At 44.0% G+C, this 26,154-nt stretch carries 21 protein-coding genes; 10 read left to right on the top strand and 11 right to left on the bottom strand.

The window, feature by feature from the left end:
* Positions 1–21: 21 nt before the first annotated feature.
* Together MD535_RS01610 and MD535_RS01605 are read left to right on the top strand one after the other, a co-directional pair.
* Positions 22–2,472 carry a calcium-binding protein gene (locus MD535_RS01610; protein ID WP_265673161.1) on the top strand — a complete coding sequence of 817 codons (2,451 nt, stop codon included), beginning with the start codon at positions 22–24 and terminating at the stop codon, positions 2,470–2,472.
* Positions 2,473–2,915: 443 nt separating this feature from the next.
* Complete coding sequence (locus tag MD535_RS01605) at positions 2,916–4,097, top strand: GGDEF domain-containing protein (RefSeq protein WP_265673160.1); 1,182 nt, start codon at positions 2,916–2,918, stop codon at positions 4,095–4,097.
* Between the two features lie 80 nt (positions 4,098–4,177).
* Here MD535_RS01605 and MD535_RS01600 read toward each other — a convergent pair whose 3' ends face one another.
* The 3 genes from MD535_RS01600 to MD535_RS01590 form a co-directional block, all read right to left on the bottom strand.
* A complete protein-coding gene (locus tag MD535_RS01600; protein WP_265673159.1) occupies positions 4,178–4,912 on the bottom strand; it encodes a SanA/YdcF family protein in 735 nt (244 codons plus the stop codon).
* Entirely contained in the window at positions 4,912–5,235 is a 324-nt protein-coding gene (locus MD535_RS01595; RefSeq protein ID WP_265673158.1) for a DUF3392 domain-containing protein, read from the bottom strand. Before MD535_RS01595 ends, MD535_RS01600 begins: the two co-directional genes overlap by 1 nt.
* Before the next feature lie 122 nt (positions 5,236–5,357).
* Positions 5,358–7,046 (bottom strand): NAD-dependent malic enzyme, encoded by a 1,689-nt coding sequence (locus tag MD535_RS01590; RefSeq protein WP_265673157.1) that lies wholly within the window; start codon positions 7,044–7,046, stop codon positions 5,358–5,360.
* Positions 7,047–7,242: 196 nt separating this feature from the next.
* Between MD535_RS01590 and MD535_RS01585 the strand changes: the two genes are divergently transcribed.
* Together MD535_RS01585 and MD535_RS01580 are read left to right on the top strand one after the other, a co-directional pair.
* A complete protein-coding gene (locus MD535_RS01585) occupies positions 7,243–9,597 on the top strand; it encodes a helicase-related protein (protein WP_265673156.1) in 2,355 nt (784 codons plus the stop codon).
* 280 nt (positions 9,598–9,877) lie between these two features.
* Positions 9,878–10,264 (top strand): transporter, encoded by a 387-nt coding sequence (locus MD535_RS01580; RefSeq protein WP_265673155.1) that lies wholly within the window; start codon positions 9,878–9,880, stop codon positions 10,262–10,264.
* 104 nt (positions 10,265–10,368) lie between these two features.
* Here the strand turns inward: MD535_RS01580 and MD535_RS01575 are convergent, their stop codons facing one another.
* The 6 genes from MD535_RS01575 to MD535_RS01550 form a co-directional block, all read right to left on the bottom strand.
* Positions 10,369–11,475 carry a phosphoribosylaminoimidazolesuccinocarboxamide synthase gene (locus tag MD535_RS01575; protein ID WP_265673154.1) on the bottom strand — a complete coding sequence of 369 codons (1,107 nt, stop codon included), beginning with the start codon at positions 11,473–11,475 and terminating at the stop codon, positions 10,369–10,371.
* Positions 11,476–11,680: 205 nt separating this feature from the next.
* Positions 11,681–12,091: a hypothetical protein gene (locus tag MD535_RS01570; RefSeq protein ID WP_265673153.1), complete on the bottom strand. Its 411-nt coding sequence runs from the start codon at positions 12,089–12,091 to the stop codon at positions 11,681–11,683.
* Between the two features lie 596 nt (positions 12,092–12,687).
* Positions 12,688–12,873, bottom strand: a complete 186-nt coding sequence (locus tag MD535_RS01565; protein ID WP_265673152.1) for a hypothetical protein — start codon at positions 12,871–12,873, stop codon at positions 12,688–12,690.
* A gap of 127 nt (positions 12,874–13,000) precedes the next feature.
* Positions 13,001–14,065 (bottom strand): J domain-containing protein, encoded by a 1,065-nt coding sequence (locus tag MD535_RS01560; protein ID WP_265673151.1) that lies wholly within the window; start codon positions 14,063–14,065, stop codon positions 13,001–13,003.
* 34 nt (positions 14,066–14,099) lie between these two features.
* The gene (locus tag MD535_RS01555) at positions 14,100–14,783 is read right to left on the bottom strand and encodes a DUF2786 domain-containing protein (protein WP_265673150.1); all 684 of its coding nucleotides are present in this window, start codon (positions 14,781–14,783) and stop codon (positions 14,100–14,102) included.
* Between the two features lie 217 nt (positions 14,784–15,000).
* Positions 15,001–15,678, bottom strand: coding sequence for a DUF3334 family protein (locus MD535_RS01550; RefSeq protein WP_265673149.1), 678 nt, complete (start codon positions 15,676–15,678; stop codon positions 15,001–15,003).
* Positions 15,679–15,965: 287 nt separating this feature from the next.
* Here MD535_RS01550 and ydiJ point away from each other — a divergent pair, with 287 nt between their 5' ends.
* Both ydiJ and MD535_RS01540 read left to right on the top strand, forming a co-directional pair.
* Complete coding sequence (gene ydiJ / locus MD535_RS01545) at positions 15,966–19,010, top strand: D-2-hydroxyglutarate dehydrogenase YdiJ (protein WP_265673148.1); 3,045 nt, start codon at positions 15,966–15,968, stop codon at positions 19,008–19,010.
* Positions 19,011–19,146: 136 nt separating this feature from the next.
* Complete coding sequence (locus MD535_RS01540) at positions 19,147–19,614, top strand: methyltransferase family protein (RefSeq protein ID WP_265673147.1); 468 nt, start codon at positions 19,147–19,149, stop codon at positions 19,612–19,614.
* A gap of 68 nt (positions 19,615–19,682) precedes the next feature.
* Here the strand turns inward: MD535_RS01540 and MD535_RS01535 are convergent, their stop codons facing one another.
* Entirely contained in the window at positions 19,683–20,408 is a 726-nt protein-coding gene (locus MD535_RS01535; protein ID WP_265673146.1) for a DUF3581 domain-containing protein, read from the bottom strand.
* Positions 20,409–20,721: 313 nt separating this feature from the next.
* Positions 20,722–21,930, bottom strand: coding sequence for an MFS transporter (locus MD535_RS01530; protein ID WP_265673145.1), 1,209 nt, complete (start codon positions 21,928–21,930; stop codon positions 20,722–20,724).
* Positions 21,931–22,476: 546 nt separating this feature from the next.
* Between MD535_RS01530 and MD535_RS01525 the strand changes: the two genes are divergently transcribed.
* The 4 genes from MD535_RS01525 to tnaA all read left to right on the top strand — a co-directional run bounded on the left by MD535_RS01525 (position 22,477) and on the right by tnaA (position 26,071).
* On the top strand, positions 22,477–22,839 hold the full coding sequence (locus MD535_RS01525) for a putative hemolysin (protein ID WP_265673144.1): 363 nt from the start codon (positions 22,477–22,479) through the stop codon (positions 22,837–22,839).
* 165 nt (positions 22,840–23,004) lie between these two features.
* Complete coding sequence (locus MD535_RS01520; RefSeq protein ID WP_265673143.1) at positions 23,005–24,090, top strand: alpha/beta hydrolase; 1,086 nt, start codon at positions 23,005–23,007, stop codon at positions 24,088–24,090.
* A gap of 225 nt (positions 24,091–24,315) precedes the next feature.
* Positions 24,316–24,390, top strand: coding sequence for a tryptophanase leader peptide (gene tnaC / locus MD535_RS26245; protein ID WP_390902880.1), 75 nt, complete (start codon positions 24,316–24,318; stop codon positions 24,388–24,390).
* A gap of 220 nt (positions 24,391–24,610) precedes the next feature.
* Positions 24,611–26,071 (top strand): tryptophanase, encoded by a 1,461-nt coding sequence (gene tnaA / locus MD535_RS01515; RefSeq protein WP_265673142.1) that lies wholly within the window; start codon positions 24,611–24,613, stop codon positions 26,069–26,071.
* Positions 26,072–26,154 lie beyond the last annotated feature (83 nt).

The following is a 26,154-nucleotide window of genomic DNA, read 5'->3' as shown; positions in this document are numbered from 1 at the left end:
ACGTCAGAAAGGAATAGAGCAATGAGTACGGCAAATAACAGAGCGAATAAGCATGATTCTGAAACAATTACGATAAATGATTCTGTCACAAATACACATGTTAGAGGGTTTAAGGGCGATGACACACTTGATGCCTCAGCAGCGAATAAAGACCTAGTTTTAGAAGGAAATAGAGGTGATGACACAATCATCGGTGGTAGTGGCAGTGATACGCTATTTGGCGGTGTAGGTGACGACAGCTTAGAGGGTGGTGCAGGTGCGGATACATTTGCTATGCGTATCACCCATGGTGGAAATAATACTATCACCGACTTTGAAGTCGGCACTGATAACTTACAGTTCTTACTCGACCGTAAGCACTTTGTGTTAGAAAACGATTTATCACGTAATGAAAGACACGAAGGTAGAGTGGACGAAAAGCTTGATAGCAAAGTGGATAAACTTGATAACAAATTCTTAGGTGGTGAATTAGAGGTTGAGGAAGGTGCGTCAGGCCTAGAAAAAGCAGATGCATTCGTTGATTCTGCCGTGGCTAATAAGCTTACTATGAGTGTCGATGGTAGTGACTTAGTGTTGACCTTTTTTGCCGATGTCGGAAATGGAAATAAAGGGACAACCATTACCCTTAATGGGGTCGCCGATAATGTAAATATTCAGCGTATTATTCAAAGCAGTGAAGAAACAAATTTTAGTGATGTTCAACATGATATTGTAGGTATTCTCTCTGGCGAGATCCCAGTATTTGAGGGCTCAGTCCTCGATTATCACTATCAAAATCGTTTAACCGTGACAGATACCGTTGATGATCGTGATGGTGTGGTCCAACTTGATAAAAGTGTAGAAAAAGCGAGCTTTGCAGATGGGACATATACGCTAGTCACTGGCCACAATGCTTACGACAACTTGAAAGCCGAAGAGGGAGTCGACTCTCTTTTGATCGGTACTCATGGTCATGATGACCTCACTGGCAACACCGGCAATGATGTCTTGATTGGTGATAATGGTGTTGGTTTTACCTATAAAGGCGGAAACGATAACCTAAATGGCGGTGGAGGCGATGACATTCTCCATGGTGGTTCTGGTAATGATCGTCTTGATGGCGGCGAAGGAATCGATAAGGCAGTATTCAGTGGTTCAGTATTGGACTATAACTTCTTACATCAGTCTGGCGGTAATACGGAAGTAAGAGATTTATTCGGCGGACGAGACGGTAATGATTTTGTCAAAAATACCGAAATCTTTTCCTTTGCTGATGGTGAGTATGCATTTCTACGTGGACACAACTCGGTTGATAATCTGACCGCTAGCGATACAGATACGTTATTGGTTGGGTTTACTGGTGATGACACCTTAAACGGGGGTGCCGGTAACGATGTATTACTTGGCGACAATGGTGTCGGGTTTACCTACCAAGGTGGCAACGATAACCTAAATGGCGGAGGAGGCGATGATATTCTTCATGGGGGTGCTGGTAATGACAACCTCAATGGTGGAGAAGGAGTCGATACTGCGATATTTAGTGGGTCTTACCTAGAGTATCATTTTCAAAATCGCCTCACTGTCACAGATACAATTGGTGGACGTGACGGCAAGGATCAACTGAGTAATGTTGAAAAAGCCACCTTTTCAGAAGGAACGTACACACTAGTAACAGGTCACAATGCCTACGACAATCTTAAAGCAGCAGAGGGTGTGGATTCCATGCTTATTGGTACTCATGGTCATGATGATCTCACCGGTAGCACCGGTAATGATGTGTTATTTGGCGACAATGGCGTTGGGTTCACGTATCAGGGAGGCGATGACACGTTAGACGGTGGTGATGGTCAAGATTACATACATGCAGGTGCGGGTAATGACACTATTTATGCTGACCAAAAGGCACCAGCACACTTAGCAATTTATGCTGACAGTGATGTTATAGATGGAGCAGAAGGCATTGATACGCTTACCTATAATGATACTTACAAGAATGCTGACTCCTTAAAAGTAACGGTCGTTGATAGCGATACGTTTAATGTTGAGACGTTGCAAGGTTCTGCTGTCACATCAACGGATGCGGTTTCAAATGTTGAAATATTAAACGGTACTCGTGGTGACGACATTATCGACTTCAGTGGCTTAGGTCATGGTATGACCTACAACGATAAGTCGACGGGTGCAGGTCAAGAGGAAGTCACGGGTACTGACTACGACGATATTATTAATGTGATGCACGGTGACGATACCGTCTACGCAAGTGGCGGCCAAGATTATGTAAATGGCGGGCACGGTCAAGATTCATTGGTGTTTGACGCTGCGATAGCGAATATATCTTTTGAAGTAAACGGAGCCGCCTATAAACAAGAGTACAAAGTATTTGATAGCTCTCTCGATGTGAACCGTGATGAAGGTACGGCGAATGATGTGTTTACTATTGTAAAAAATGTTGAGTATATAATCGGAAACGATGGATATTTTGAGATTGTTTAGTAGGACAGGGTAATATGTACTTGAAGAGGTCTTCGACATAGGTCGAAGACCTTTTTGTTATCATCCCTAAACCAGTGCTTCATACGGTGATGATTGTACCTAAGGGCTACTGACCAAAATCAAGGTCGGATATTCGAAATAGACAATTTGAGAAAGGTAAGAACCCTTTTGTTCGCGGATTAAACCGCTCCCCCACAACCAGTAATTTATAGATCACTCAAAAATGTCAACACTAAGCGCCGGATACAGCGAGAGGCTTCATGGTATCGGGATTTGATGATTGCGAATCATAAAGCCAAACGGTAAGTTATTGACGTACTAGTTAACGAGTTTTGCACCACCTCATGAAGTTCCCTTATCAAACTCTCCTGCTACTGGTTGTTATTACGGTGGCTGTTGTTCAGTCTTTTCAATTATGGGGAGACCAAAAACGGCTGGTGTTAATGTCTAAGCAATTTCAACGCTTTGCCACCAACGATCAACAAGATGGGGGACAAAGCCAGTCGACGCTGACAGCCAGTAACAATCAAACACAACTCAATTGTGAATTAAAAAGCAGTGACTACCCTTGGCCTTACTGCGGGCTATCGATTCACTTAAGTGGCGATGCATCAAAAGGAAAAGATCTGTCTGCTTATCATACGTTAGAAATTGAACTGGATTACCCCCAACCGCTTAATGCCGAAAAATCGTTGCGCCTTTACTTTAGAAACTACAACCCCGCCTATTCAAACCTTGAAGATGAGTATACCCATAAGTACAACGGTATTACGCTTAATCATGACAGCGAGAGGTTGTCGATCCCAATCAAAAACTTTCAGGTGATGACGTGGTGGTTGGTTGACAATAAAATCCCCATTGAATTCGCGTCTCCTGAATACCGTAATGTTACCAAGTTTGAATTGGCGACGGGGTCAAACTCTGCGCTGGGTGACCACCAAATAACGATTAAGAATATCACGTTGATAGGGCGCTACATTGAGGGTGAAGCGTTGTTCTTAATACTACTTGTTATTTGGGTTATTGCTGCCATCAGTTTGATTATGTGGGAGTTTAGAAAGCATCAGCGAGATATTGATCGTTCGCAGCGAAGAACCGCTCACTTGGCGCGCCTCAATCAAAGGTTGGTCAGTGAAAATATCATGTTTGCTGAGTTAGCGCATAAAGATGCCCTCACGGGGATCCGAAACCGTCATGCGGTAAGAGGGTGGTTGGATAGCCATCAGAAAAGCACTTCATCTAGCGTGATGAGTATTCTTTTTATCGACATTGACAACTTCAAGCCGATCAATGATACCTACGGACACAGTGTGGGGGATGATGTGTTACGTGAATTTGCGGTGATAGTGTCGGAGTTTATCACTGATCCAGACATTGTGGTTCGCTGGGGCGGCGAAGAATTTGTTATTTTTTGTATTAGCAAGAACAGGGCGCATGCTACACAGGAAGCTGAAAAAATTCGCCAGAAAGTGAGCAGTCATTTATGGGTTCACGGCGACCCGTTGACGTGTAGCATTGGTGTGTCAGAGGTGTACGCGGACAATGTTTATGGCGCGATCACTCAAGCAGACAACCACTTGTATCACGCTAAACAAGCGGGAAGGAATTGTGTCGTGGCTGGCTGATTCGTTGCTCAACCCGTGTTGCTGATAATGAAGTCTTCTTGATAATGAAGTCTTCTTGATAATTAAGGGTTGAGTGGCGGTTACATTGGTTCAGTAGTTATTATTTCGTTTCCCATCGCGTCCTCTTCAGAAATAATGGGCTCTTTAGGACCCAAATACTTGGGTTGTGTATTCATGATATATAAATCTAAGAACGCTTTTGTCCGAGCAAAGACTTCTCTAAGACGAATGGAGAAGCCTGATTTTGATGTGGGACCAGATACAGCAAGGCATGTAGCATTGATATCGTAAGAACGTGCAATAAACAGTGCTCGTTCACAATGAAATTTTTGCGTAATGATGAGAAAGTCATCGGTATCGAAGATCTTCTTAGCTCGAACAATGGAGTCTAGGGTTCTAAAACCTGCATAGTCGAGGTGAATGGCGGGGTCGGGTACTTCGGCTCTTAATAAATCACGCTTCATTGTCCAAGGTTCGTTGTACGAGCGGTGGGCGTTATCTCCGCTCAGTAAAAAGTGTGACACTTTTCCTTCATTATAAAGATCAATGGCTGCTTCGATACGATGTGAATAATACTCATTGAGCGTACGCCCTAAGTACTTACTGGTGCCTAACACGACGGCTACCTGCACATTATCTATCTCTTCAATAGATGTGAGAATGCGGTCTTCCGCTTGCCAGCTGACCCAACGGTCAACGGAAACAACAAAGACAACGAATAGGATGACGGTATAACAAGCAATACGAAGTCCTCTCTTGATGAAAGAGAACATGGATGCGGAGAACAACGTTTCCTTGTTAAATCTGAAGGTCACTAAATCTGACGATTCCTTTGAGCCCAAATGCCTATACTCACAAAGCTTAGAACCACAATGCTGAACATCAAGCCGGGTTCGGTATTATCCAAAACATCAGCTAACAAGGGCGTTGCTTTTATGATGACTAGCCCATAGCCAAATGCGTTAAGTAGTATAAAGCAGACCGTGCGAATTGCGAAATTTGTGTTTCGTAATGCGTTTCGCATCAAACGGTTAATGTCTGCCCCTAATACGACAAGTACGCAAGCAACAAGTGCCGTTGAAACTTCAAAAAGATAGGGAGAGATAAATTGGCCACCGGGCGAGAAGATGTGGAACATAGGGGAGATCCTTACGTATTCGGGAAAATGGAGTCGAAAAACGAAGTTATTAAACAAAAAAAAGGCCCTTGTAAACAAGAGCCTATGTGTGAGTAATCCGCTAAGTGTGAAGTGTATTCCGTTTAGAACGCTGAGCGCTTGTACTTACGGTACACTGGCTGCCAGAAGTTTTCTTCAATCGCTTCACGAAGCGTCTCGTCAGAGGTTTCTTTAGCAACGCCTTGCTCGATGGCTTTTTTAGCAACGGCAAACGCAATGCGTTTAGACACTAAATGAATCTCTTCTAATGGTGGTAATAATTGCCCAAAGCCTTTTTGTGCTAATGGCGAACATTCGGCCAACGCACGGCTAGACTCCATTAACATTTCATCGGTTACGCGTGATGCTTGAGCGGCGAGTACACCAAGCCCGATACCAGGGAAAATGTAGCTGTTGTTACATTGCGCGATAGGGTAGGTTTTACCTTCAACAACAACAGGGTCAAAAGGGCTGCCTGTTGCGACTAATGCTTGACCTTTGGTCCAACGAAGAATGTCATTAGGTGTTGCTTCAACACGGCTGGTTGGGTTTGAAAGCGGGAACACAATTGGGCGTTCACAGTGTTGATGCATCTCTTGGATGATCTCTTTACTAAACAGACCTGGCGCACCAGATACGCCAATTAATACTGTTGGCTTACCATTCTTAATGACATCATGTAGCGAGAAACCACTGTTTTCACTTTGCCAGTCGGCAGTGTTAGTGTGTTTTTGAACCAAACGTTGTTGGAAGTCGAGAAGGTTTTGCATGCCTTCTTGCAATAAGCCCCAGCGGTCGACCATAAAGACTTGTGAACGCGCCTGTTCATCAGAGATGCCTTCAGAGACCATTTGCGCCACAATTGCTTCAGCAATACCACAACCCGCAGAGCCCGCACCCAAGAAAGTAATGCGTTGATCAGACAGTTTACTGCCTGCCGCTTTACATGCCGCGAGCAGAGAACCCACGGTGACCGCAGCAGTACCTTGAATATCATCGTTAAAACAACAGATTCGATCTTTATAGCGCTCGAGTAGTGGCATCGCATTTTTTTGTGCGAAGTCTTCAAATTGAACGAGCGCATCTGGCCAGCGGCGCTGGACAGCTTGAATAAAGTCTTCCACAAACGCGCGGTATTCATCGCCGGTAATACGCGGATGACGCCAACCCATGTACATAGGATCCGCAAGACGTTGTGGATTATTGGTCCCTACATCGAGCACGATCGGCAACGTATAGGCAGGACTAATTCCGCCACATGCCGTATAAAGTGCCAGTTTCCCAATAGGGATCCCCATGCCGCCAATGCCCTGGTCTCCCAATCCCAAGATACGCTCACCATCCGTAACAACGATAACTTTGACGTTATGGTTACGAGCATTGTTTAGCAAGTCGTCAATACGGTCACGATTTGGGTAAGAGATAAACAAGCCGCGTCCACGACGATAGATGTTTGAGAAGTTTTCACACGCTGCCCCAACGGTCGGGGTGTAAATGATAGGCATCATTTCTGAAATATGGTTTTGAACCAAGCGGTAAAAAAGCGTCTCATTAGTGTCTTGAATGTTACGAAGATAAATGTGCTTATCCATGTCGCTTTCGAAGCTTGTATATTGCTTATACGCACGGTCGACTTGTTCTTGAATAGTCTCAGTCGTTTCTGGCAATAGCCCTTCTAAGTTGAAAGACATGCGTTCTTCGTTATTAAAAGCGCTGCCTTTATTAAGAAGAGGCGTACTAAGTAGGGCAGGGCCTGCATATGGGATATAAAGCGGTCGTTTATTGTTGTTCATGGGTTACCTGTTTGGGAACAGTGGAGACGGAATTGAGCACAATTGAGAGACGTAATTTACCATATAATTAGCCATATCGCGATGACGTTTTGTTAACGACTTGTATTCCACTCGGGAAAAGTACGGTGATGAACCTCGAAACTTCGTGTGACCCTCGTTATACTCACTTTCCCAATACTTATTGCTTAGCGCCGTTATGATTTCTCTCCCAATTGATAGCATTGAAACCGAATTTAAACAGTTACTTACTCAACACGATTTGGTGGTTGAGGCTGAAACAGGATCGGGTAAATCGACACGTTTGCCGTTATGGGCGATGACACAAGGTCGGGTACTGGTAGTTGAACCGCGTCGAATAGCGTGTACCTCGCTGGCTGGATTTGTCGCAGAAACGCTATCTGAAAAGGTAGGTGTTAGTGTGGGTTATGCGATAAAGCTCGAAACTTGCTACCAAGATAGCTCTCGTGTGGTGTTTGTCACGCCGGGCGTCGCTTTGCGTTGGTTTGCGGAAAATCAACTGGCTGGTTTTGATATTGTCATTATTGATGAATTTCATGAACGACGCTGGGATACCGATTTATTGGTGGCGCTATTAAAACAGGCACAGAGCCACAGAACCGTCATCACATCGGCGACAATTGAAGGGGAAAAACTTGCTGGGTATTTTGGCGCGCAACGCTTGGTGGCCCAGGGACGCCACTATGACGTCACGCTTCAGCATGTGCGAACCGATAGTCGCCAGTTACCAGACAGTCGAGATTTAGAGCAGAGAATCAAAGAAACGGTTGAGCGTTATTGGCCTACATTAAACGGCGATGTGTTGGTGTTTCTCCCCGGTCGCAAGGAAATTCAGCAAACGGCGTCTATGTTGCGATCCATTGCTGAGCAATACGATATTCTTATCGCACCCTTATATGCGGCGGTTACAGACACGGAACGTGTGCTAGCCATGACAAAGCAGGCCAAACGTAAGATTGTCTTGGCGACGAACGTGGCCGAAACCTCGCTAACAATACCGAATATCGAATTGGTTATCGATTCAGGTCTCGAGCGACGTAATGTTCAAAGAAACGGTCGTACTACGCTGATGCTATCTCATATTTCCAAAGCCAGTGCTAAACAGAGAAGTGGGCGAGCGGGGCGCGTGATGAATGGGCAGTGCGTACGTTTGTATGGAGAGCATGCCGCCCTTGCTGCCGTGACGCCGCCAGAACTTCAGCGAGAGTCCGTTGTGGAACCAGCTCTTGTTGCGGCAGTGTGTGGGCAATCGCTAGAGCGGTTAGATTTTATCGACGCTATTCCCGTGAAATCGCTAGAACAAGCTAGCCAGCATTTAACGGAACTTGGAGTAATCAATGAGTTTGGTATCACCGAGCATGGCCGTCAGCTCGCCCCGTTACCTGTTGATACCTTATACGCACATCTGATCGCTAAGATGCCGACTAACGCATTAAAAGAAGCAATGATCGACCTAACGGCGGCGTTGTGTACAACAGGCAACGTGTACCAGCTCTCTCGTAATGAAGAAGTGCTTGAAGCGTTGGATAAACAAGAGCCAAGGGGCTGCGACGCTACGCTATTAGTGGGACTGGTTCGTGGCAAGGTGTTTAACGGGATTACCATTAATGCGGAAGCCTTAAAGGAAGCTCAAGGTCTCTCACAGCAGATGCGAGACGTGTTTAAACTGCCCGCAAGGGAGGTTGCGTCACGGTACGATATCTCTGAATGGATACTGGCAAGCATTCAGGCGAACAGCGAACTGTTATTCGTTCGCCGTAAGCGACGTAAAGATGCGTTGGGTAATGGTGATATGGAGGTGCTTCTTGGGCGGCAAAGTCGGCTTAAACCCAACTCGGAAGGGGCGTTAGTCTTTTCTATTCACAGCCTGCCGGGACGCGGCGTAAGGGAAACAATGAATTTAGCCACTGCTGTTATGCCCGTCAGCATGAGGTTGATTGAACTCTCAGGAGTTGGGCAGTGGCAGACAAAAGAAACGGTCAATACGGAACACGGTCTCAAAAACCTCGATGAATTGCAGTACGCTGGAAGGGTGATTACAACGCGGTTGTCAGAACCTGAGGATGGCAGTGCATTAACCATGATGGTCAATGCCATCATGAGTAAGACGGTTTTTCCTGCGTTAGCTCAACGTATTAAAAGCGAGTTACAGCATTGGCAGCTCTATCAAGAATTGGGATTGGCGGAGCACAAGAAAGTAGCCTCGGCGATCACCGTTGAGCAATGGCTATTTGATAGTTTGAGTTCACTGGGCGTGGAATCGATGAGTGACCTTGAACTATTGGATGACGGTGATTTTATTGTCGAAGGCATTCCTAACTGGGAATACCAAGACTTTGCCGCTCGTTTTCCTCTCATCATTCAATTAAGTGGTTTGAAATTGGATGTGGAATATTTTGGGCGCAGTAAACTCGTCCAGGTTCACTTCAACGGTGGCAGTAGAAAGGCTGATCCAATGCGTAAAGAGCTACCAGCGTGGCAAGGTTGGCGAGTTCGTTATAAAAAAGCGAGCCGAGTAATTGACCTAAGATAAGTGATGCTTTGCATTATCGTTGTGTCGTTATCATGAACATGCTGGTGGTGTTGCCAAGCAAGTTGGAGGCCGATTAAAGAGGTCAGTCTCGCAAACGCTATCGGTTAAATAAGATTATGCAATCTGATGCGCCTTTGTTCTTATTATGTTGCGAGTTCGCTTTTTATATCACCATTGAATCGCCGTTGAAGTAATAAAAGATGATTTTAATATATCCTATTGCTATATGCCGACTGTTGGACAATTATAGCTATATAACATTCTGTAAGCAGGAGTGGTGATGAGTAATGAGATCCTAACGGAAATTGAATTCGACTATACAAGCTTTCTTGGCGCATCTTGCAGTAAGAAGTGGACGTTTCTAGAAGCATTAAGCTCCGTCGCACCTATTTTTGGCGAGGTTTGGAAAGCGAACGCAAAAGGGTCAGAGGATGTAGACTCACGTTTGTGGAAAGAAGCACTCAATACGCTTTCAACCCGACAAAGTGATGAACGTAATTTGATTCGCTTGATTCGGTTGGCTCGTGAGGAAAAAATCACTCGCCTTAGAGTCGTGATGCCTTATTCATTAGAAGTCGAGCAATTAGAAGAGATTCAGACAAAAACTCAAAGCGAGGTTTTGTTAGACAGCGATGATGACGCGCTAACGATCATACTATCGTCGTAATTAAATATCGTCGCAATTAAAGTATCGTCATAACGGAAAGAAAAGAGAGGGGCATCTACCCCCTCTCTTTATTATTAATATGTTAGTGACCACTGAACGAGAAATTAGTCAGCGATCAAATCATAATCGCGGCGAAGAATATCAATGATTTCTTGCTTAGGATTATCGCTTAATACAATTTTTTGTCCGGTGATTTTCTCTGCAATACCAATATAGGTTTCAGATACGCTGGTTAGTGCGTCAAGCGGTAGAGCGTTATTGATTGCTAACGCTTCTCGCTCCGGCATACGTTCTTTGTTTAGCAGAATATCAGGGTCTGGGAAGTAGTTAAGTAGAAACTGTCTAAAGCCTTCTTTAGAGTTTTCGACGATGTTACCGTCTTGATAGGCCGTAGTATCCCAAATACGAGATGAATCTGGCGTGCCTACTTCATCCATGTAGATCAATTTCTCATTGCCACTTGCATCTGTCACGTAGCCAAATTCAAACTTGGTATCGACAAAGGTTTGATCAATTTTCTCAAGCGCGCCACTAATGACGGCAAAACCTTCTTTTAGCAATTTTTCGTATTGCGCGACACCTGCGATGTCAGAGAAGTTAAAGGCTGAGTAGTTATCGACGATATTGTCGCGAGTGATATTAACGTCATCAGCTTCTGGTACACCCGGGATATCACGTAAAATTCCTTTTGTTGACGGAGTAATGAGTACGTCGTCAAGTTTAGAATCTTTCTTTAATCCTTCTGGGAGGGTAATACCACAGAATTCTCGCTCGCCTTGCGCATAGGCACGCCACATAGAGCCCGTGATGTACTGACGGCAAATCGCTTCAATCATGACGGGTTTGGCTTTTTGAACGATCCAGATAAATGGATGAGGGATATCTAATATGTGGCTATCGGCCAGACCGCTCTCTTTAAAAAGCTTAAACCAATGATTGGAAATGGCATTGAGTGCAGCCCCTTTACCAGGAACGCCTTTTAGTCCACCTTCACCATGCCAGATACAATCAAATGCTGAAATACGGTCACTGATTACCATAATAGCCAGAGGGGCATCTTCAGCCACATCATAACCTTTATCTTTAATCAGGCGGCGACTATCTGCTTCGGTTAACCAATAGACTGAACGTACTTTGCCACTATGCACAGGCTTATCGGTACGAATTGGGAGATCATCGTTTACAGCAAGGACTTGATCAGCGAGACTCATTGAGACATTCCTATCTAACGTTGGCGTCGCAGTAAAGGCGACAAAGAAGAAAGAGCAACTAAATGCTCACTTTTCCCCGCATCATACCAGAATTCAGACTTGCTTCCATCACAAAAGCAAACGTTTGCTTTGTTTTCTTATTTATCTTTCTTGTCCGTTCATAAAAGCGCCATTTCTAGGCTGTATCGATGTTTTAAAAGAGGAGTTAGTGTAAATAAGGAGAGGGCGCAAGAAAAATAACTTCACAGTTATATTGCTGTGCAAGCTGTTGTAAGTGCTGCTGGCTATCGGATGAAAAGTCACCATGGGCAATAATGGCACAGGCATTACCTGATTGAATGGCTTTTTCGATAACTTGTGTCTGGCTTAAGTGCAGTGATGGTTTCATTTGCACCATATGGTTACCAAGCTCTTGATAATGAGAAATTTGCGCCATGGTGGGGCGAGGACATTCTGCCGTGAGTAGTATCCATTGATGTTTTGAAGCGAGCTGAGATACCTGACTGAGTACATTGGTTGCCATTGCCCGTGGGTAAGGCGGCAGTGCTTTTTTTGCCGTCACGTCACGACGTGAGTGGATGTTCAGTGGGTTAAGAATTTCAGTATCTCGCAACATAAACCTGTCCTTTTATACATGCTGTATGCTTATACAGTAGTTTTAAGGCGCAAAAAGGTCAATGTGTTTTTTAAATCTATTTGCGGAATTTATTTAAATCATTGATATATAAGTGATTATAATTTTGGTAAATGTGATGTCGAGCAAAATAGCTTTCGGGAATAGACGTAATAGCGTTGAGGTACTGTATAAGCACTGTATAACTACTGTATGGAGGGAGTCTGTCCGTAACGGCTTAACTATTGTTAATCGTGTGACTAATGCTAATCAAGAGACTATTGCTAATCACGAGACTATTGCTAATCACGAGACTAATTGCTAATCACGAGACTAATTGTTAATCACACGACTACTGTCGTTAGCGTCATTATGGTCAGTCCCGTAATAATGGGAGTCGCGTAACGATTGTCGGTCGCGGTAGAGACGGTAGTTCGCTTTACTAAGGGCGGAGGTTTAAATAGCGGCAGTGGGTGTAGCGATGTTGTGGTGTTTGATTTGCCTATGAGTGGTGCGTGAACGTAGCAGAGGAGTATGGCGAGTAGATATTGAGTAGAAGTAATAACGCCCCTTTTTTAAAAGAGGCGCTTGAAACAAAGCTAAGATTTACACAGGGAGTCTCTGTATTCCAACTCCGCTTGATTAAATTGCCTTACATCCATCGCGGCGTAGTTGACGCACCCCTCACATGAGAAATGACACTTGCCGTCGACATATTGGTGCTTAGTCACATAGTTTGGTTTCTGGCACCAATCACAAAAACCTTCAATGGTGAACGTATACATTTTTTCTCCCCACCCTTAATGCTGGGTGTTATTCTCACCACTGATTATGACATGAAATGGCGCGTAATGTTAAATAATTGTTTCATTTATTGTGCTTTTATAAGTATTAGTGAGAACGGTGCGAGTTTTAATGAATTTTTTGAGACGGTTTAACATGTCGCATGAGCGTTTTAAATGCGATGTTGAGCTGCTTCATTTCGTCTTCAGAACCTTGGATGTCAGGATGAAAAATGCGAGAGAGTTGCTTATAGCGAGATTTAAGCAGAGTAGGGGTAAGCTGATTTCGTTGGGTGGCCGAAAAGCCAAATCGCAAATACGCTTCTTCAAATGCGCTTGATGGCGGCTTCGTAGACATAGTCTTTGGTGTGGTTTGTGTTACTTTTAATTTATGCTGGAGTTTTGCAATGGTTCGTTGCTGAGCTTGGAAAGCATCTTGTAAACGTTGGTCACCACGACGTTCGAGCGATAGAGAACGTTTGAATTGCATTAGATAGTAGCCAGCAACTGTCACAACGAGCAAGAGCACTGCCCAATATATGAAGTGGGTGCTCCAAGACATCGTACTGTTATTGCTCTGCATAGTGTTGCGATGATTAGATTGAGGGTTTGTTGGTGCTGAGGGGGCTGTGAGTGTGGTTTTTGCTGTGGTTATCTCTTCTTGCTGTTGCAATGCGTCTATTTGGCGGCGCTGTCGTTCGTTAAATTGCTGTTGCAGCGCGTACTCAAGATCAGCCTCAAAGACAGTCGATTGTTCAGCGGCTAAAGAATACCAAAGTACGGCTTGGTCCGTGGCTGAAATGTGCACCTTATTATCGCGATAGAGTTTAGCAAGTTTGCCATAGGTACTTATGTCACCAGACACCGCTAGCTTGGTGTATAAAAGGGCAGCACGGGACGCGTTTTGTGTTATTCCTCTTCCATATTCGAGTGCTTGGGCATAGTTGTATGTCGCATTAAGGTGACCATTATTGCTAGCCTGTTGATACCAGTGGCTGGCTTTGCTGAGATCTTGTTGAACACCTTGCCCCGTTTCGTAAGCAAGGCCCAGTTGGTACTGGGCATCGGCGTCATCAAGCAGGGCTTGTTGTTCTAAAGAAGCGATGGCACTAGCGAGGGCTGAAGTGTGTAGTGCAGCACACAAGACAATGACACGCATGGTCATTGACCATGTTCGATAAAGCAGCTGAGTCATTATCTTCCTTAATAATAACGAATTACAGGTAATGCTATTTGAGCATTTTCGGTGCTTGAGCGCCATTGATTGGTCGATTTACTGAGAGCTTACGGCCTTTTTTTAGTCCAACTTCATAATCGGCCGTAATGTTTTTCATTGCATCTCTAAGCTGTTGTTTGAACGTCTCACGGTCAATATTTTTAAATTCTTTGTCGATGTAATTGTTAATTTTGTTGTTTGACTCATCGTCGGGGGTAATGATTGGCAGTTTTTCTAGTGCGCCTTCTATCCAACCCGAGACAAAGGAGTTAACGCGTCGAGTGACTTCCGTCGTTGACGTGCCAGAGCCCGCAAACCCATTTCTAAACTGCCCAGTATGTTCATTCATTTCTCGATAGATAATATCGAATGCGAACGCTGCGAAGATCGCTCGATCGGCCTCACCAATAAACTCAACACGTTTGAGTCCTTTGTGATTAAGCAAAACGGCCTCCACGCCAAATTTGGTGTTAATACCACGAATAACGCGTAGAAGAGTGGAACTAATATTAGCTGGCAACAAATGTGTCGATTGGGTTTTCCCCATTTTGATGAACTCGATGTCATCTTTATCCAGCCCATACTTCAGCATGAGGTTATGCGCCATTTTGATCGCATTTGCGGCTTCATTGACGTTCGCTGAGTTACCTAGTTCAAGGCATTTAGCAATTTTTTTAAGGGCTTTTTGTTTATCCATCGACAATGTGAGTTCTCTGTACCGCGAAAGAAAAAGGGCACTATTTTAACGATTTTCCGAGGAAAGGGGAAGCATGGGTTTGGATTTACCTGACGCGTTTTTTAGACGAAGTATGAGATTACTCGGTGGCACAGTGCCTAAGAGAGCGCCGTAGAGGTGTTCTCTTAGGGGCTCTCATAAAGGCTAACCTTTGGGGAGAGAGACAAAAACCACGTAGTTAGATGCCTAGTTCATCTAACAAGTCTTGGCTTGTACTATCTTGCTTTGTTGCTATTTTTTCTGTTTCTTTATCTTTTATTGCTCGTTCAATAATCGCATCAGGGGATTCATCGGCTTGCACTTCAAACTCTTCCATTTGGATGAATTCGGTTTTATCCATCGCAAACTCTAAATAAAAGATATTGTTGTTTGCCGTTGAGAACGTGACGCGTCTTGCTTGTGGGCGTTCTAAGTTAGTATCAACCGATAGCACGACCTGTTTGTTTATCGCCAGCATCTTAGGTTGGTTTTGCGTGATATTGGTTTGCAGTTCTTTTCTCACTTTGTTGGTGAAATCACCAACCAGTTGATTCATTAGTTCGCCAAGTACATCGCCGACTTCGTCCGCGTTATGGTGAATGGCGAGCTCTTCTTCAGGCATACCCATGCTGCGCATGTAGTTTGAATAGACTTCTAGAGCGGCTTGAGAAGTGAAGTTGATGACAACAAGGCCAGAAAAACCACCGTCAAATAACACAAAACAACCAAAATCGGGTTTGAGTGTGGTTTTGGTGATTTTTTGCACCATGGCAGAATATGTGACACTAGATTGCGTTGCTGATGTAAGTACGTGTGATACGGATTGGCATAGCTTAAGAAGGATGTCTTCCGTGGTGATAACCTTAGTTTTTTTCATGAGATACCGCTTTATTGAATGTCTGCTTCCTTGATAGTGCCGAGTTTGGCATGAAGGAAACATCTTGAAAAGATATAAACGATGCACAATTGCGATGAGATTGCGATTTGATCACACTTTTAATTGTTGTAAAGTGAAGAGATAAGTAAAATTAGTACGCACCTACAAAAAAACTCAAGAAATCACGGTTTAAGCCTGTGATTAATGAGCGCTAATGGTTAGATGCATCATCACTTTTTAATACTCCCTTGCTGAGTGGATCAGCATGTTTAGGGGCAGGAAGCAAAATGTTACCAAGACTCAGTTCTCAATCTGATATTAATCCTACAGTGATCGCTTTTCTTGATCAGCTTAATCAACAAGGCTTCTCTGGCGACATTGAAACGCAGTATTCAAGTCGCCTTGCGGTGGCAACGGATAATAGTGTCTACCAGGTGCTCCCACAGGCGGTGGTTCACCCTAAGACAACCAATGATGTTCAAATTATTGCCCATCTCGCCAATACTGACCCATTTAAGTCGATTCAATTCTCCCCTCGCGGTGGAGGGACGGGAACAAATGGTCAGTCACTGACTTCTGGAATTGTGGTCGATTTATCTCGTCATATGAATCAGGTCTTGGAGGTTAATGAGGCTGAGGGCTGGGTTCGAGTTCAAACCGGAATGGTCAAAGATGCGCTTAATGACGCGGTTCGCCCATACGGCTATTTCTTCTCCCCGGATTTATCAACCAGTAACCGAGCTACTGTTGGCGGAATGATTAATACCGACGCGTCGGGGCAAGGGTCATTAAAATATGGTAAGACATCGGATCATGTATTGTCTCTACAGGCGGTATTGGCTGACGGTTCAGTACTAGAAAGTGATGGTTCTCTCGGGTTTTCTGAAGATGATAACTTCGTCTCGACAGCATTAACGGTGTCTGAACAAGTGTGCCGTGAGCATCGACCACTTATTGATGAGAAATTTCCTGCGCTTAATCGTTTCTTGACGGGTTATGACCTTAAAAACGCGTTTGATCCGAAAAGTGATTCGTTTGATATCACCAGAATACTGTGTGGCGCGGAAGGCTCGCTCGCGTTTATTACCGAAGCTAAGCTGAACCTGACCCCTATTCCTAAAGCACGAACCTTGATCAATGTTAAATACAACACGTTTGAAGCGGCATTAAGAAATGCACCGTTTATGGTTCAAGCCAATGCATTGTCGGTAGAAACCATTGATTCAAAAGTTCTCAATTTAGCTAAGCAAGATATTATTTGGCATACGGTGAGCGACTTAATTACCGATGTGCCGGGTAAAGAGATGCTCGGCATCAATATGGTTGAGTACGCAGGCGCAGATGAGCAAGACGTTCGCCTTAGTGTAGAGCAGTTAACCGCGCAACTTGATGACATGCTGAAAACGGAGAAGGGTGGCATTATTGGCTACCAAGTTACGAGTGATGTTGCCAGTCTTGGTCGAATTTATAACATGCGTAAAAAAGCCGTTGGTTTGCTTGGCGCGGTAAAAGGCAGCGCTAAGCCGATTGCCTTTGCGGAAGATACCTGCGTGCCACCAGAAAACTTAGCGGATTTTATTGATGAGTTTCGCGCTTTACTCGATGGACATGGATTGCATTATGGCATGTTTGGCCATGTTGATGCGGGTGTGTTGCATGTTCGCCCTGCACTGGATATGTGTGACCCGGAACAAGAAGCGTTGATGCATCAAGTGTCGGACGAAGTCGTGAAGCTGGTGGCAAAGTATGGCGGCTTAATGTGGGGAGAGCATGGCAAAGGATTTCGCTCAGAATATGGCCCAGCATTTTTCGGCGAGACGCTTTTTAATGAGTTGCGTCGCATCAAGTCAGCATTTGATCCGCACAACAAGATGAACCCAGGCAAGATATGTACACCGCTTGATAGCCAAGACGAATTGGTTAAGGTTTCAGATGTTAAACGAGGCACGTACGATCGCCAAATTCCGATAGAAGTTCGTGATAGTTTCTCTCAGGCCATGGAGTGTAACGGTAATGGCCTGTGTTTTAACTATGATACGGCATCGCCTATGTGCCCATCTATGAAGGTGACAGCGGATAGACGTCACTCTCCGAAGGGGCGAGCGGGCATGGTTCGGGAGTGGCTTCGACAGCTGTCTGAACAGGGTTTCGACGTGATTGAGTTAGAAAATCAGACCCAATACACGAGCAGCGCAAAAGGCTTGATCGAAAAGTGGCGTAATACACTGAATAAACGTCATGAATATGATTTTTCGCATGAAGTGTACGATGCGATGAACGGATGCTTAGCTTGCAAAGCTTGTGCTAGTCAGTGCCCAATTAAAGTCGATGTACCTAGCTTTAGAGCTCGTTTTTTGAACTTGTACTACACTCGCTATCAACGCCCTGCGAAAGATTATTTAGTGGCAAACATTGAGACATTGCTGCCTTATATGGCAAAAATGCCCAAGACGATAAACTTCGCGCTCAAGCAACCGTGGGTTCAATCTTTAACGGCTAAAACTGTTGGCTATGTTGACGCACCTTTGTTGTCTGTACCAACTCTAGAGCAGCGAATGAAGGCGCAGCTAATAGAAGCGTTTGATTTAGAGAAATTGTCAAAACTGACGGATGCTCAGCGAGCGGAATATGTCTTAATTGTTCAAGATCCATTTACCAGTTTCTACGATGCTGCGGTAGTAGAAGATTTTGTTAAGCTTGCGTTCGTACTCGGCAAAACACCCGTTATATTGCCGTTTAAACCAAATGGCAAAGCGGCGCATATCAAAGGATTTTTAAAGCAGTTTGCACAAGGCGCTCAATCCACCGCGGACTTCTTACAGCAAGTCGCACAGCTCAATATTCCGTTGGTTGGTGTCGACCCGGCGCTTGTTCTTTGTTACCGCGATGAATACGTTGAGATCCTTGAAGAAAAACGCGGTGAGTTTGATGTCCTGACTGTGCATGAGTGGTTATTGCCGTTGATGAATACACTCAGCTCATCGCCTTCTAGTGATAAAGAACCCTGGTATCTATTTGCGCACTGTACAGAAAAAACTAAGATGCCAAATGCAGAGAAGGAGTGGGGCTCTATTTTTAAGCACTTTGGCGGCGTATTGCACACAGTACCAGTAGGTTGCTGTGGTATGGCGGGCACGTTTGGGCATGAGTCAGATAAGCTACAGATGTCGAAAGATATTTATGGGCTCAGTTGGAAGCCGCAGATGGCGGCTTTGCCGAAAGAACGCTGTTTAGTGACAGGGTATTCTTGCCGTAGCCAAGTGAAGCGCTTTGAAGATCAGCCAGTTCAGCATCCTCTACAAGCGATATTGCGTCTGATTAACGTTGTCTAGTTATTTACGTTTAATAGCCTAATTGCTGTGTTATTGGCCAGTTTACAAGCCATAAACTGGTCTTGCTGTTCAAGTGTTGGGCTTGTCGAGCGATCTTACCGCAGTGGCAATAGCGGTTTCGTTAAAGGGGTAAGCAATGCTAAAAGAGTTAGAGCTTAAAGTACCGCCGGTGGTGGTTTTCGTTATTTTTTCTGTAGCAATGTACGGCATTCATGCGGTTGATAGCACTTGGCTGTTTCTCTATGTTCCTTTGAAAGAGGTTTGGATCGGACTGCTTGTCCTAGTCAGTGGTTACTTTGGTGTGTCGGGCGTAAGAGAGTTTCATCGTTTAAGTACTACCGTTGATCCTACTCGGCCATACAAAGCCAGTAAAGTTGTGGATTCTGGCGTGTTCGCGGTGACAAGAAACCCCATGTATGTCGCACTGTATTGTTTATTATTGGCTTGGGGCGTTTATTTAGAAGATGTGCTGGGTCTCCTCGTCAGTTTATTGTTTATTGTTTATATGACTCGATTTCAGATTAAACCGGAAGAGAGAATTTTAGAGGAAAAGTTTGGAACAGGATACAGAGATTATAAAGCTAAGGTTAGGCGCTGGATTTAAGTGGCTTTTCTTGCTTATAGCCTGTGGACTAAGGCGAGCGCCAGCATCAGCTGGCGCTTATATATCGTTTAGACTAGTGCCCCATTTTGTTCGATAAAATCTGCTTTTCGTTGATTAAAACGTTCAACTAAATCCGCGACGGCGTCATCACAGTAAGGCTTTAACCCTGTGGCGACCATTCGTTTCATTCCTTTACCAACTACTTCACCATCTTCAGTAAAAGAAAAGTTAAGCGTAACTAAACCACGCTTGCCTTCGACATCAAATGTCGCGCCTGTGAATTCAACTTCAGGATGTTTAAGATCGATGCGAGAAAATTCAACTTCCATACTTTCATAGATAACCAGAGGACGCTGGCAGTTGATCATCATTTGCTGCTCTTGCATTAAGGGCACCATGATGTGTGGGAAGTTCATACCAGAAAATTGCACATAGTTCGTGACCACGTGTTCAATGAAAGCCTGATCATGACTGATTGCGCCTTCGCGAGTCATATGTAGGTATTCTTTATCGTTACTGTCAACAAGTGAGCTTTCGGTATCGCACTTTTTACTAACACTCAGCGGTGTTCCATTGGCGACCATACCAGAAAAATCAAAGCGCATTTTCTGGCTAATGCCTTCTTTTTGCAGTAATACCGCAAATAATAAATCGCCAGGTACGCAGAAGCGTTTTGCGTCTTCGTCATGAATAGGGTTGAAGTCACCGGCGACTATTTTTGCAAAGTGGCTGGCTTGCTGGCGAGTGAACTCAAAATGGTCGTTGGTGGTTGATACGTAAGGTGTTAGAAACATAATACTCTTCGATTAAACGCAATTGAGCGAATTATATATGAGTAATTGGATTGAATGGTCTATCCAGTGAAAATTTTGACCGGTGTACTCAACAATCTACAGGGTTGTAAATCAGAGATATAGGGAGACTGGTGGTAAATGGGTCTATTGACCTCTGCTTCTAGAACCAATACTGGATGACCAACCGTAATCATATTAAGTGACGTGATACATTAAGATTAAGGGTGGGAGAGAGTGCGCAAACAGGCAGGTTGTTGCCTGTTTGCGAAAAAGTGCCAGCGGTAGGTCGGTGACCAAAATGAAGGTTTAAAGGTTATTGAGCCATACTTGTTTTCATTACTGATGATTTAGACGACAGCGTTAATAGCACGATACAGGCTAAAGCAACCACAATGCCGAACAAAGAGAGGGTAAATACCGAAGCATAACCAAATTGGTCAATCGACATACCCGCTAGCATAGCGCCAACACCGAACCCACCGGCCATACAAAGCATGAGCAACCCCTGGGTTAGCGCAGGTGACGCTGGACTTAATCGGCCTGCAATAGCAGGGATGATCATATCGTTCCAAGACATTGCTTGCATAAGTACTACGAGTAAAGCGATAGGGATAAGGCTATGTACGTCTTTCCCTGCAGTAAACCAAAATAGTGAGCCAATAACTAAGTAGACAATTTGTGCGGTAAACCAGACATTAAAAGGGCCACTTTTTTGCATCCATCTGCCAGCCGACTCCAGCATGAAAATACTGATAAATGCAGAGGCAGCCATACCAAGCGCGGAGTTACCAATTTCAACATGGTAAACCTCTTTGATGAGAAGAGGACCGAGCTCCATAAGGTTTGACGAGAGAAACATAGAGAAAAACACGGCCAAAAGAAACAGTACCCATGGTAGGAATTTCTTTGGCGCACCTTGAATGGTGTTTTCGTTAGTCTCGGTTTCAGAGGTAATTTCTGACACGTTGACACTAGGTGGAGGGGCAATGGAGACGACAACCAGCACGCAAACAACAAGCGCAAGCAGTATGAGCAGCTGATTATCGCTGGATACAGCAAAGTTTTCGGCAATGGCTACGAGAACACCCGTCACAATAATGCCAAAGAATTGGCACTGAAATAGACTAGTTAAACCACGGCCCTCTTGTTCTTGGTTTTGACTAGACGCGAGAACAAACGTTGGATTAAGTACCAATAGACTGACGCTACCAATTCCGATAAGAATGCCAACCGTCCAATAAATAGGCATGGTCGTTTCTGCAAAATAGAGGATAAGCAGCGCGATAATATGAATGAACAGCGCCATTCTTTGCATGATTCGGTGACAAGCGTATTTATCTGCAACTCCACCAATCAATGGTGCAAGTAGCCCTGCGCCACCTATTAGGGCCATGACTTGCCCCAACAATGCTCCGCTCGAGGTTCTTTCTATAATGATAGGGTTGAGCAGAATGGCGATGCCAACCCATTGGACGATTCCAAGCGATGCTTGGGCAAAATGCCATAATCGAAAACCGTTCATGAGTAGAGATTCCTCTATTAATAATTTACTCATGAATTGTCGATGATCTGCTGTCAGTTACAAGTAAATTACCTACTGTTACCTTCTCAATCTGAGTAGCGATATTGGTTGATATTATCTAGAGATATAGTCAAAGGCGTTGCTATATCGATAAAGAGATAAAGCCGAAGGGGGAGGCTTATGACAAGTGTGGTTGAGCGGTGTGATTTTGTAACATCTGACGTATTAAAATTCAAGCCTGAGTTGAATCAGTTGAGATTTCATCTAGGGTTTAGTGAGAGCGTGTGCTTTTTAGTGAATATCTAGTGTAGTGAGTATGTAATTTAGCGAACGTTAGGTGGTTGTAGGATCAGATGTAATAGATAGCTTGAATAAGTTTGATTGTTAACAGACAGCGTTTGCGTCGCAACAATGATTAGACATGAGCGCTGCTCATTGGTAAACCTGCCAGTCTCTGAGTCATATGTCATTGGCACGGAAGTAGGACCTAAAATCGCGTTTTCTTAATTGGGTCTGCGTTGTTCACATATCGAAAAGGTAAAAATAATGAAATCACTCGTATCAATGACCGTGCTATCAAGCTTGGCTTTATTCGGTTGTGCAAAGTCTGAGGTAGTGAAAGATGAAGGAAAACTGAATATGGCAAACCCCGCTGCTGTGTTTTGTGAACAGCATGGTAGCTACGACCTAGCAACAGAAGAATGCCTGTTGAGTTCAGGAAAGTCAGTTGATGCATGGACGTATTACCGAGAGCAGCACAGCGATAGCAATGATAAATCCCAAGCCCAGCGTTACTGCGAAGCGACGGAGGGTGTATATGAGGCGACAAGTCAGCAATGTACATTGGCAAACGGGGATGTGATGGATGCAATGCAATACTTCCGAGATCATCAGGCATCGAATAACTAGCCTTGTTTAAGCGATATTATTTAAGCGATTGCGTTCTACTTAGGCAATTAACATAAGGAAGTACCGGTGGTTCGACGTTCGTTTTCAGGCAAGTGGGTTATTGTCGCTTTATTCGTGATTGTGCTTAGCGGGTGTAGCCACCGGATCATTGAGGCTAATCCTCAAATGTACCAGAGCTCCGGCGCTTTAGCACCGTATCAACAAGGGACGTTTAATCAATATGCAGCGCAAACTCGTGACTGGCTAGATGAGTACCGTGTTTTTCATGGCGCGGGCTACGAACGGGAAATGGATGCGGTGAGTCCATATAAATTAGAACCAGAAGTGCCTAATGGTGAAGGTGTGCTGTTAGTGCATGGATTAGGGGACTCCCCTTACTCTTTTATTGATATAGCGCCTTATCTTGCAGAAAAGGGCTACTTGGTTCATGTGATGTTATTGCCGGGGCATGGTTCTAGACCCGCGGACTTAATGAACCCGATGTATGAAGATTGGACAAAGGCGGTGGCTCACCAGGTAGTACTGCTACGTCAAGATGTGGATGCAGTTTGGTTAGGTGGGTTTTCGACCGGCACTAATTTGGTGACCAGTTTCGCCAGCACTGATGGAGATATTAAAGGCTTAATTTTGTTTTCGCCGGCATTCATACCTAAAGATCCGTTTGCTGGGCTAGCAGGTTTCGCCAGCCATTTTGTCGATTGGGTCAGCATTGAAAAAGAACAGAATTATTCTCGCTACGATTCGCTAGCAATGGATGGTGCTGCACTTTACTATCAAAGTGCGGTTGATGTACAAGATCAGCTAGAGAGCAATGCGCTAAACGTTCCTGCGATCTTAATGATTGCTGAAAGTGATGAGCTTATCGATGCTAAAGGCGTATATGATTTGTTCAAAGCACGTTTTAGCTCCCCTGAATCTGAACTTATTTGGTTTGGTGATAGGGATTATAGTGATCCAAGATTTGTTAAATTTCCTATGAAGTTACCGGAGTTTTATATACAAAGTGGCTCTCATATCTCTGTGCTATACCGCCCAGATAACCCACTTTATGGTAGGACGGGTTTGATGCGCCAGTGTGGAGATAGTCAAGAGGGGGAAATCTATAAGGTAGATTGCCCTAAAATGCCGACGTTAACGCACGCTGCGTGGGAACTTTTTGATGATGACACCATTAGTGCTAGATTAAGTTGGAATCCTTACTTTGAACCAACAATGAAGCGAGTGGTTGAATTTATGGAAAGAAATAAATAAAAAATTGTTTAATCCACTAATATTATTTTTAATGATGACGTAGTTTACTAGTACGCTCTATTGATCTTCATCATACTAAATATCCTGCTTTCGAGGTGAAAAAGAGTTAATTACTTTTTTTTGTTAACGATATCTCATATTGTAATCTGTGATAATGACAAATCCCTATGATCTATAGATAATTGTCTCAGTAGTTTGAAATAGACGTTTCAAATAGGTACAACAATGGAAGACTTCAACATGACAAATAGTTGGATTACACTAGATTACAAAATCGCTTTTTTCTTTCCTTCGAGATAACTCTATCGAACGCACGCTCCAGTGCGCCCTGATTTTATATAACAGATGTAAGTTAAGTATATTTAATAGATTGCTTTATTTATGCTGTGTTAAATCAAAAACTAGAATTTAAAAATTAAATCGTATCTGGATCTTATTTCTAGATAGGGTTGTCTTTATTAATTATTTACCGACCTACTTAATGACACTCGGTAATAATAAATACTATTAGGATAATATCATGGAAAACTTTAAACATCTGCCAGAACCATTCCGTATTCGCGTTGTTGAGCCAGTAAAACGTACTACACGTGAATATCGTGATGAAGCGATTGTAAAAGCGGGAATGAACCCATTTTTATTAGACAGTGAAGATGTCTTTATTGATCTACTGACCGATAGTGGTACAGGTTCAATTACCCAAGAGATGCAAGCAGCAATGCTGCGTGGCGATGAGGCTTATAGTGGTAGCCGTAGTTACTATGCGCTAGCCAATGCCGTTAAAGATATTTTTGGCTATGAACTGACGATTCCAACTCACCAAGGACGTGGTGCAGAGCAGATTTATATTCCAGTGCTTATTAAAAAGCGTGAGAAAGAGAAGGGTTTGGATCGTACTAAAATGGTTGCGTTGTCGAACTATTTCTTTGATACGACTCAAGGTCACACTCAAGTGAACTGTTGTGTTGCGAAAAACGTTTACACCAAAGATGCGTTTGATACGGCAGTAAATGCAGACTTTAAAGGTAATTTTGACTTAGAAAAACTGGAAGAAGCGATCATTGAAGCTGGCGCAGCCAACGTTCCATATATCGTGAGTACGATTACGTGCAACTCTGCTGGTGGTCAACCTGTATCGATTGCGAACCTAAAAGCAGTGTATGAAATTGCTCAAAAATACGACATCCCTGTCATTATGGACTCCGCTCGTTACGCTGAAAACGCTTATTTCATTCAGCAACGTGAAGAGGGTTACCAAGACTGGACAATCGAAGAAATCACGCGCGAAACGTACAAGTATGCAGATGCGCTTGCAATGTCTGCGAAGAAAGATGCAATGGTACAAATGGGTGGACTATTGTGCTTCAAAGACGATTCTTTGATGGATGCCTACACTGAATGTCGTACTCTTTGTGTGGTACAAGAAGGGTTCCCAACATACGGTGGCCTTGAAGGTGGTGCAATGGAGCGCTTAGCTGTCGGCCTATATGACGGTATGCGTCAAGAGTGGTTAGCGTACCGTATTAACCAAGTTCAATATTTGGTGAACGGCCTAGAAGCTATCGGAGTTGTGTGTCAACAGGCTGGTGGTCACGCGGCATTCGTAGACGCGGGTAAACTGCTGCCACATATCCCAGCGGATCAGTTCCCAGCACATGCATTGGCTTGTGAGTTGTACAAGGTTGCCGGCATCCGTGCGGTTGAAATTGGCTCTCTATTGCTAGGTCGTGACCCTGCTACCGGCAAACAACATGCGTGTCCTGCGGAGCTACTTCGCTTGACCATCCCTCGTGCAACTTACACTCAAACGCACATGGATTATGTTATTGAAGCGTTCGAAAAAGTGAAAGAAAATGCCCATAAAGTAAAAGGTTTAGACTTCACTTACGAGCCAGAAGTATTACGTCACTTCACCGCTCGTCTAAAAGAAGTTGAAAAAGTGACTACAAGCACTACTGAATCAGCATTAGCAGAAGCTTAATAGTAATTAGAGCGTGGCAAATAAATGCTACGCTCTTTTTTTGTTTGAATAATTATAAAGCTGAAACTAATCATAACGAGAAA

It is taken from the genome of Vibrio qingdaonensis, assembly GCF_026191675.1.
Lineage (GTDB): Bacteria > Pseudomonadota > Gammaproteobacteria > Enterobacterales > Vibrionaceae > Vibrio > Vibrio qingdaonensis.
This window is presented reverse-complemented; position numbering and strand designations above follow the sequence as displayed.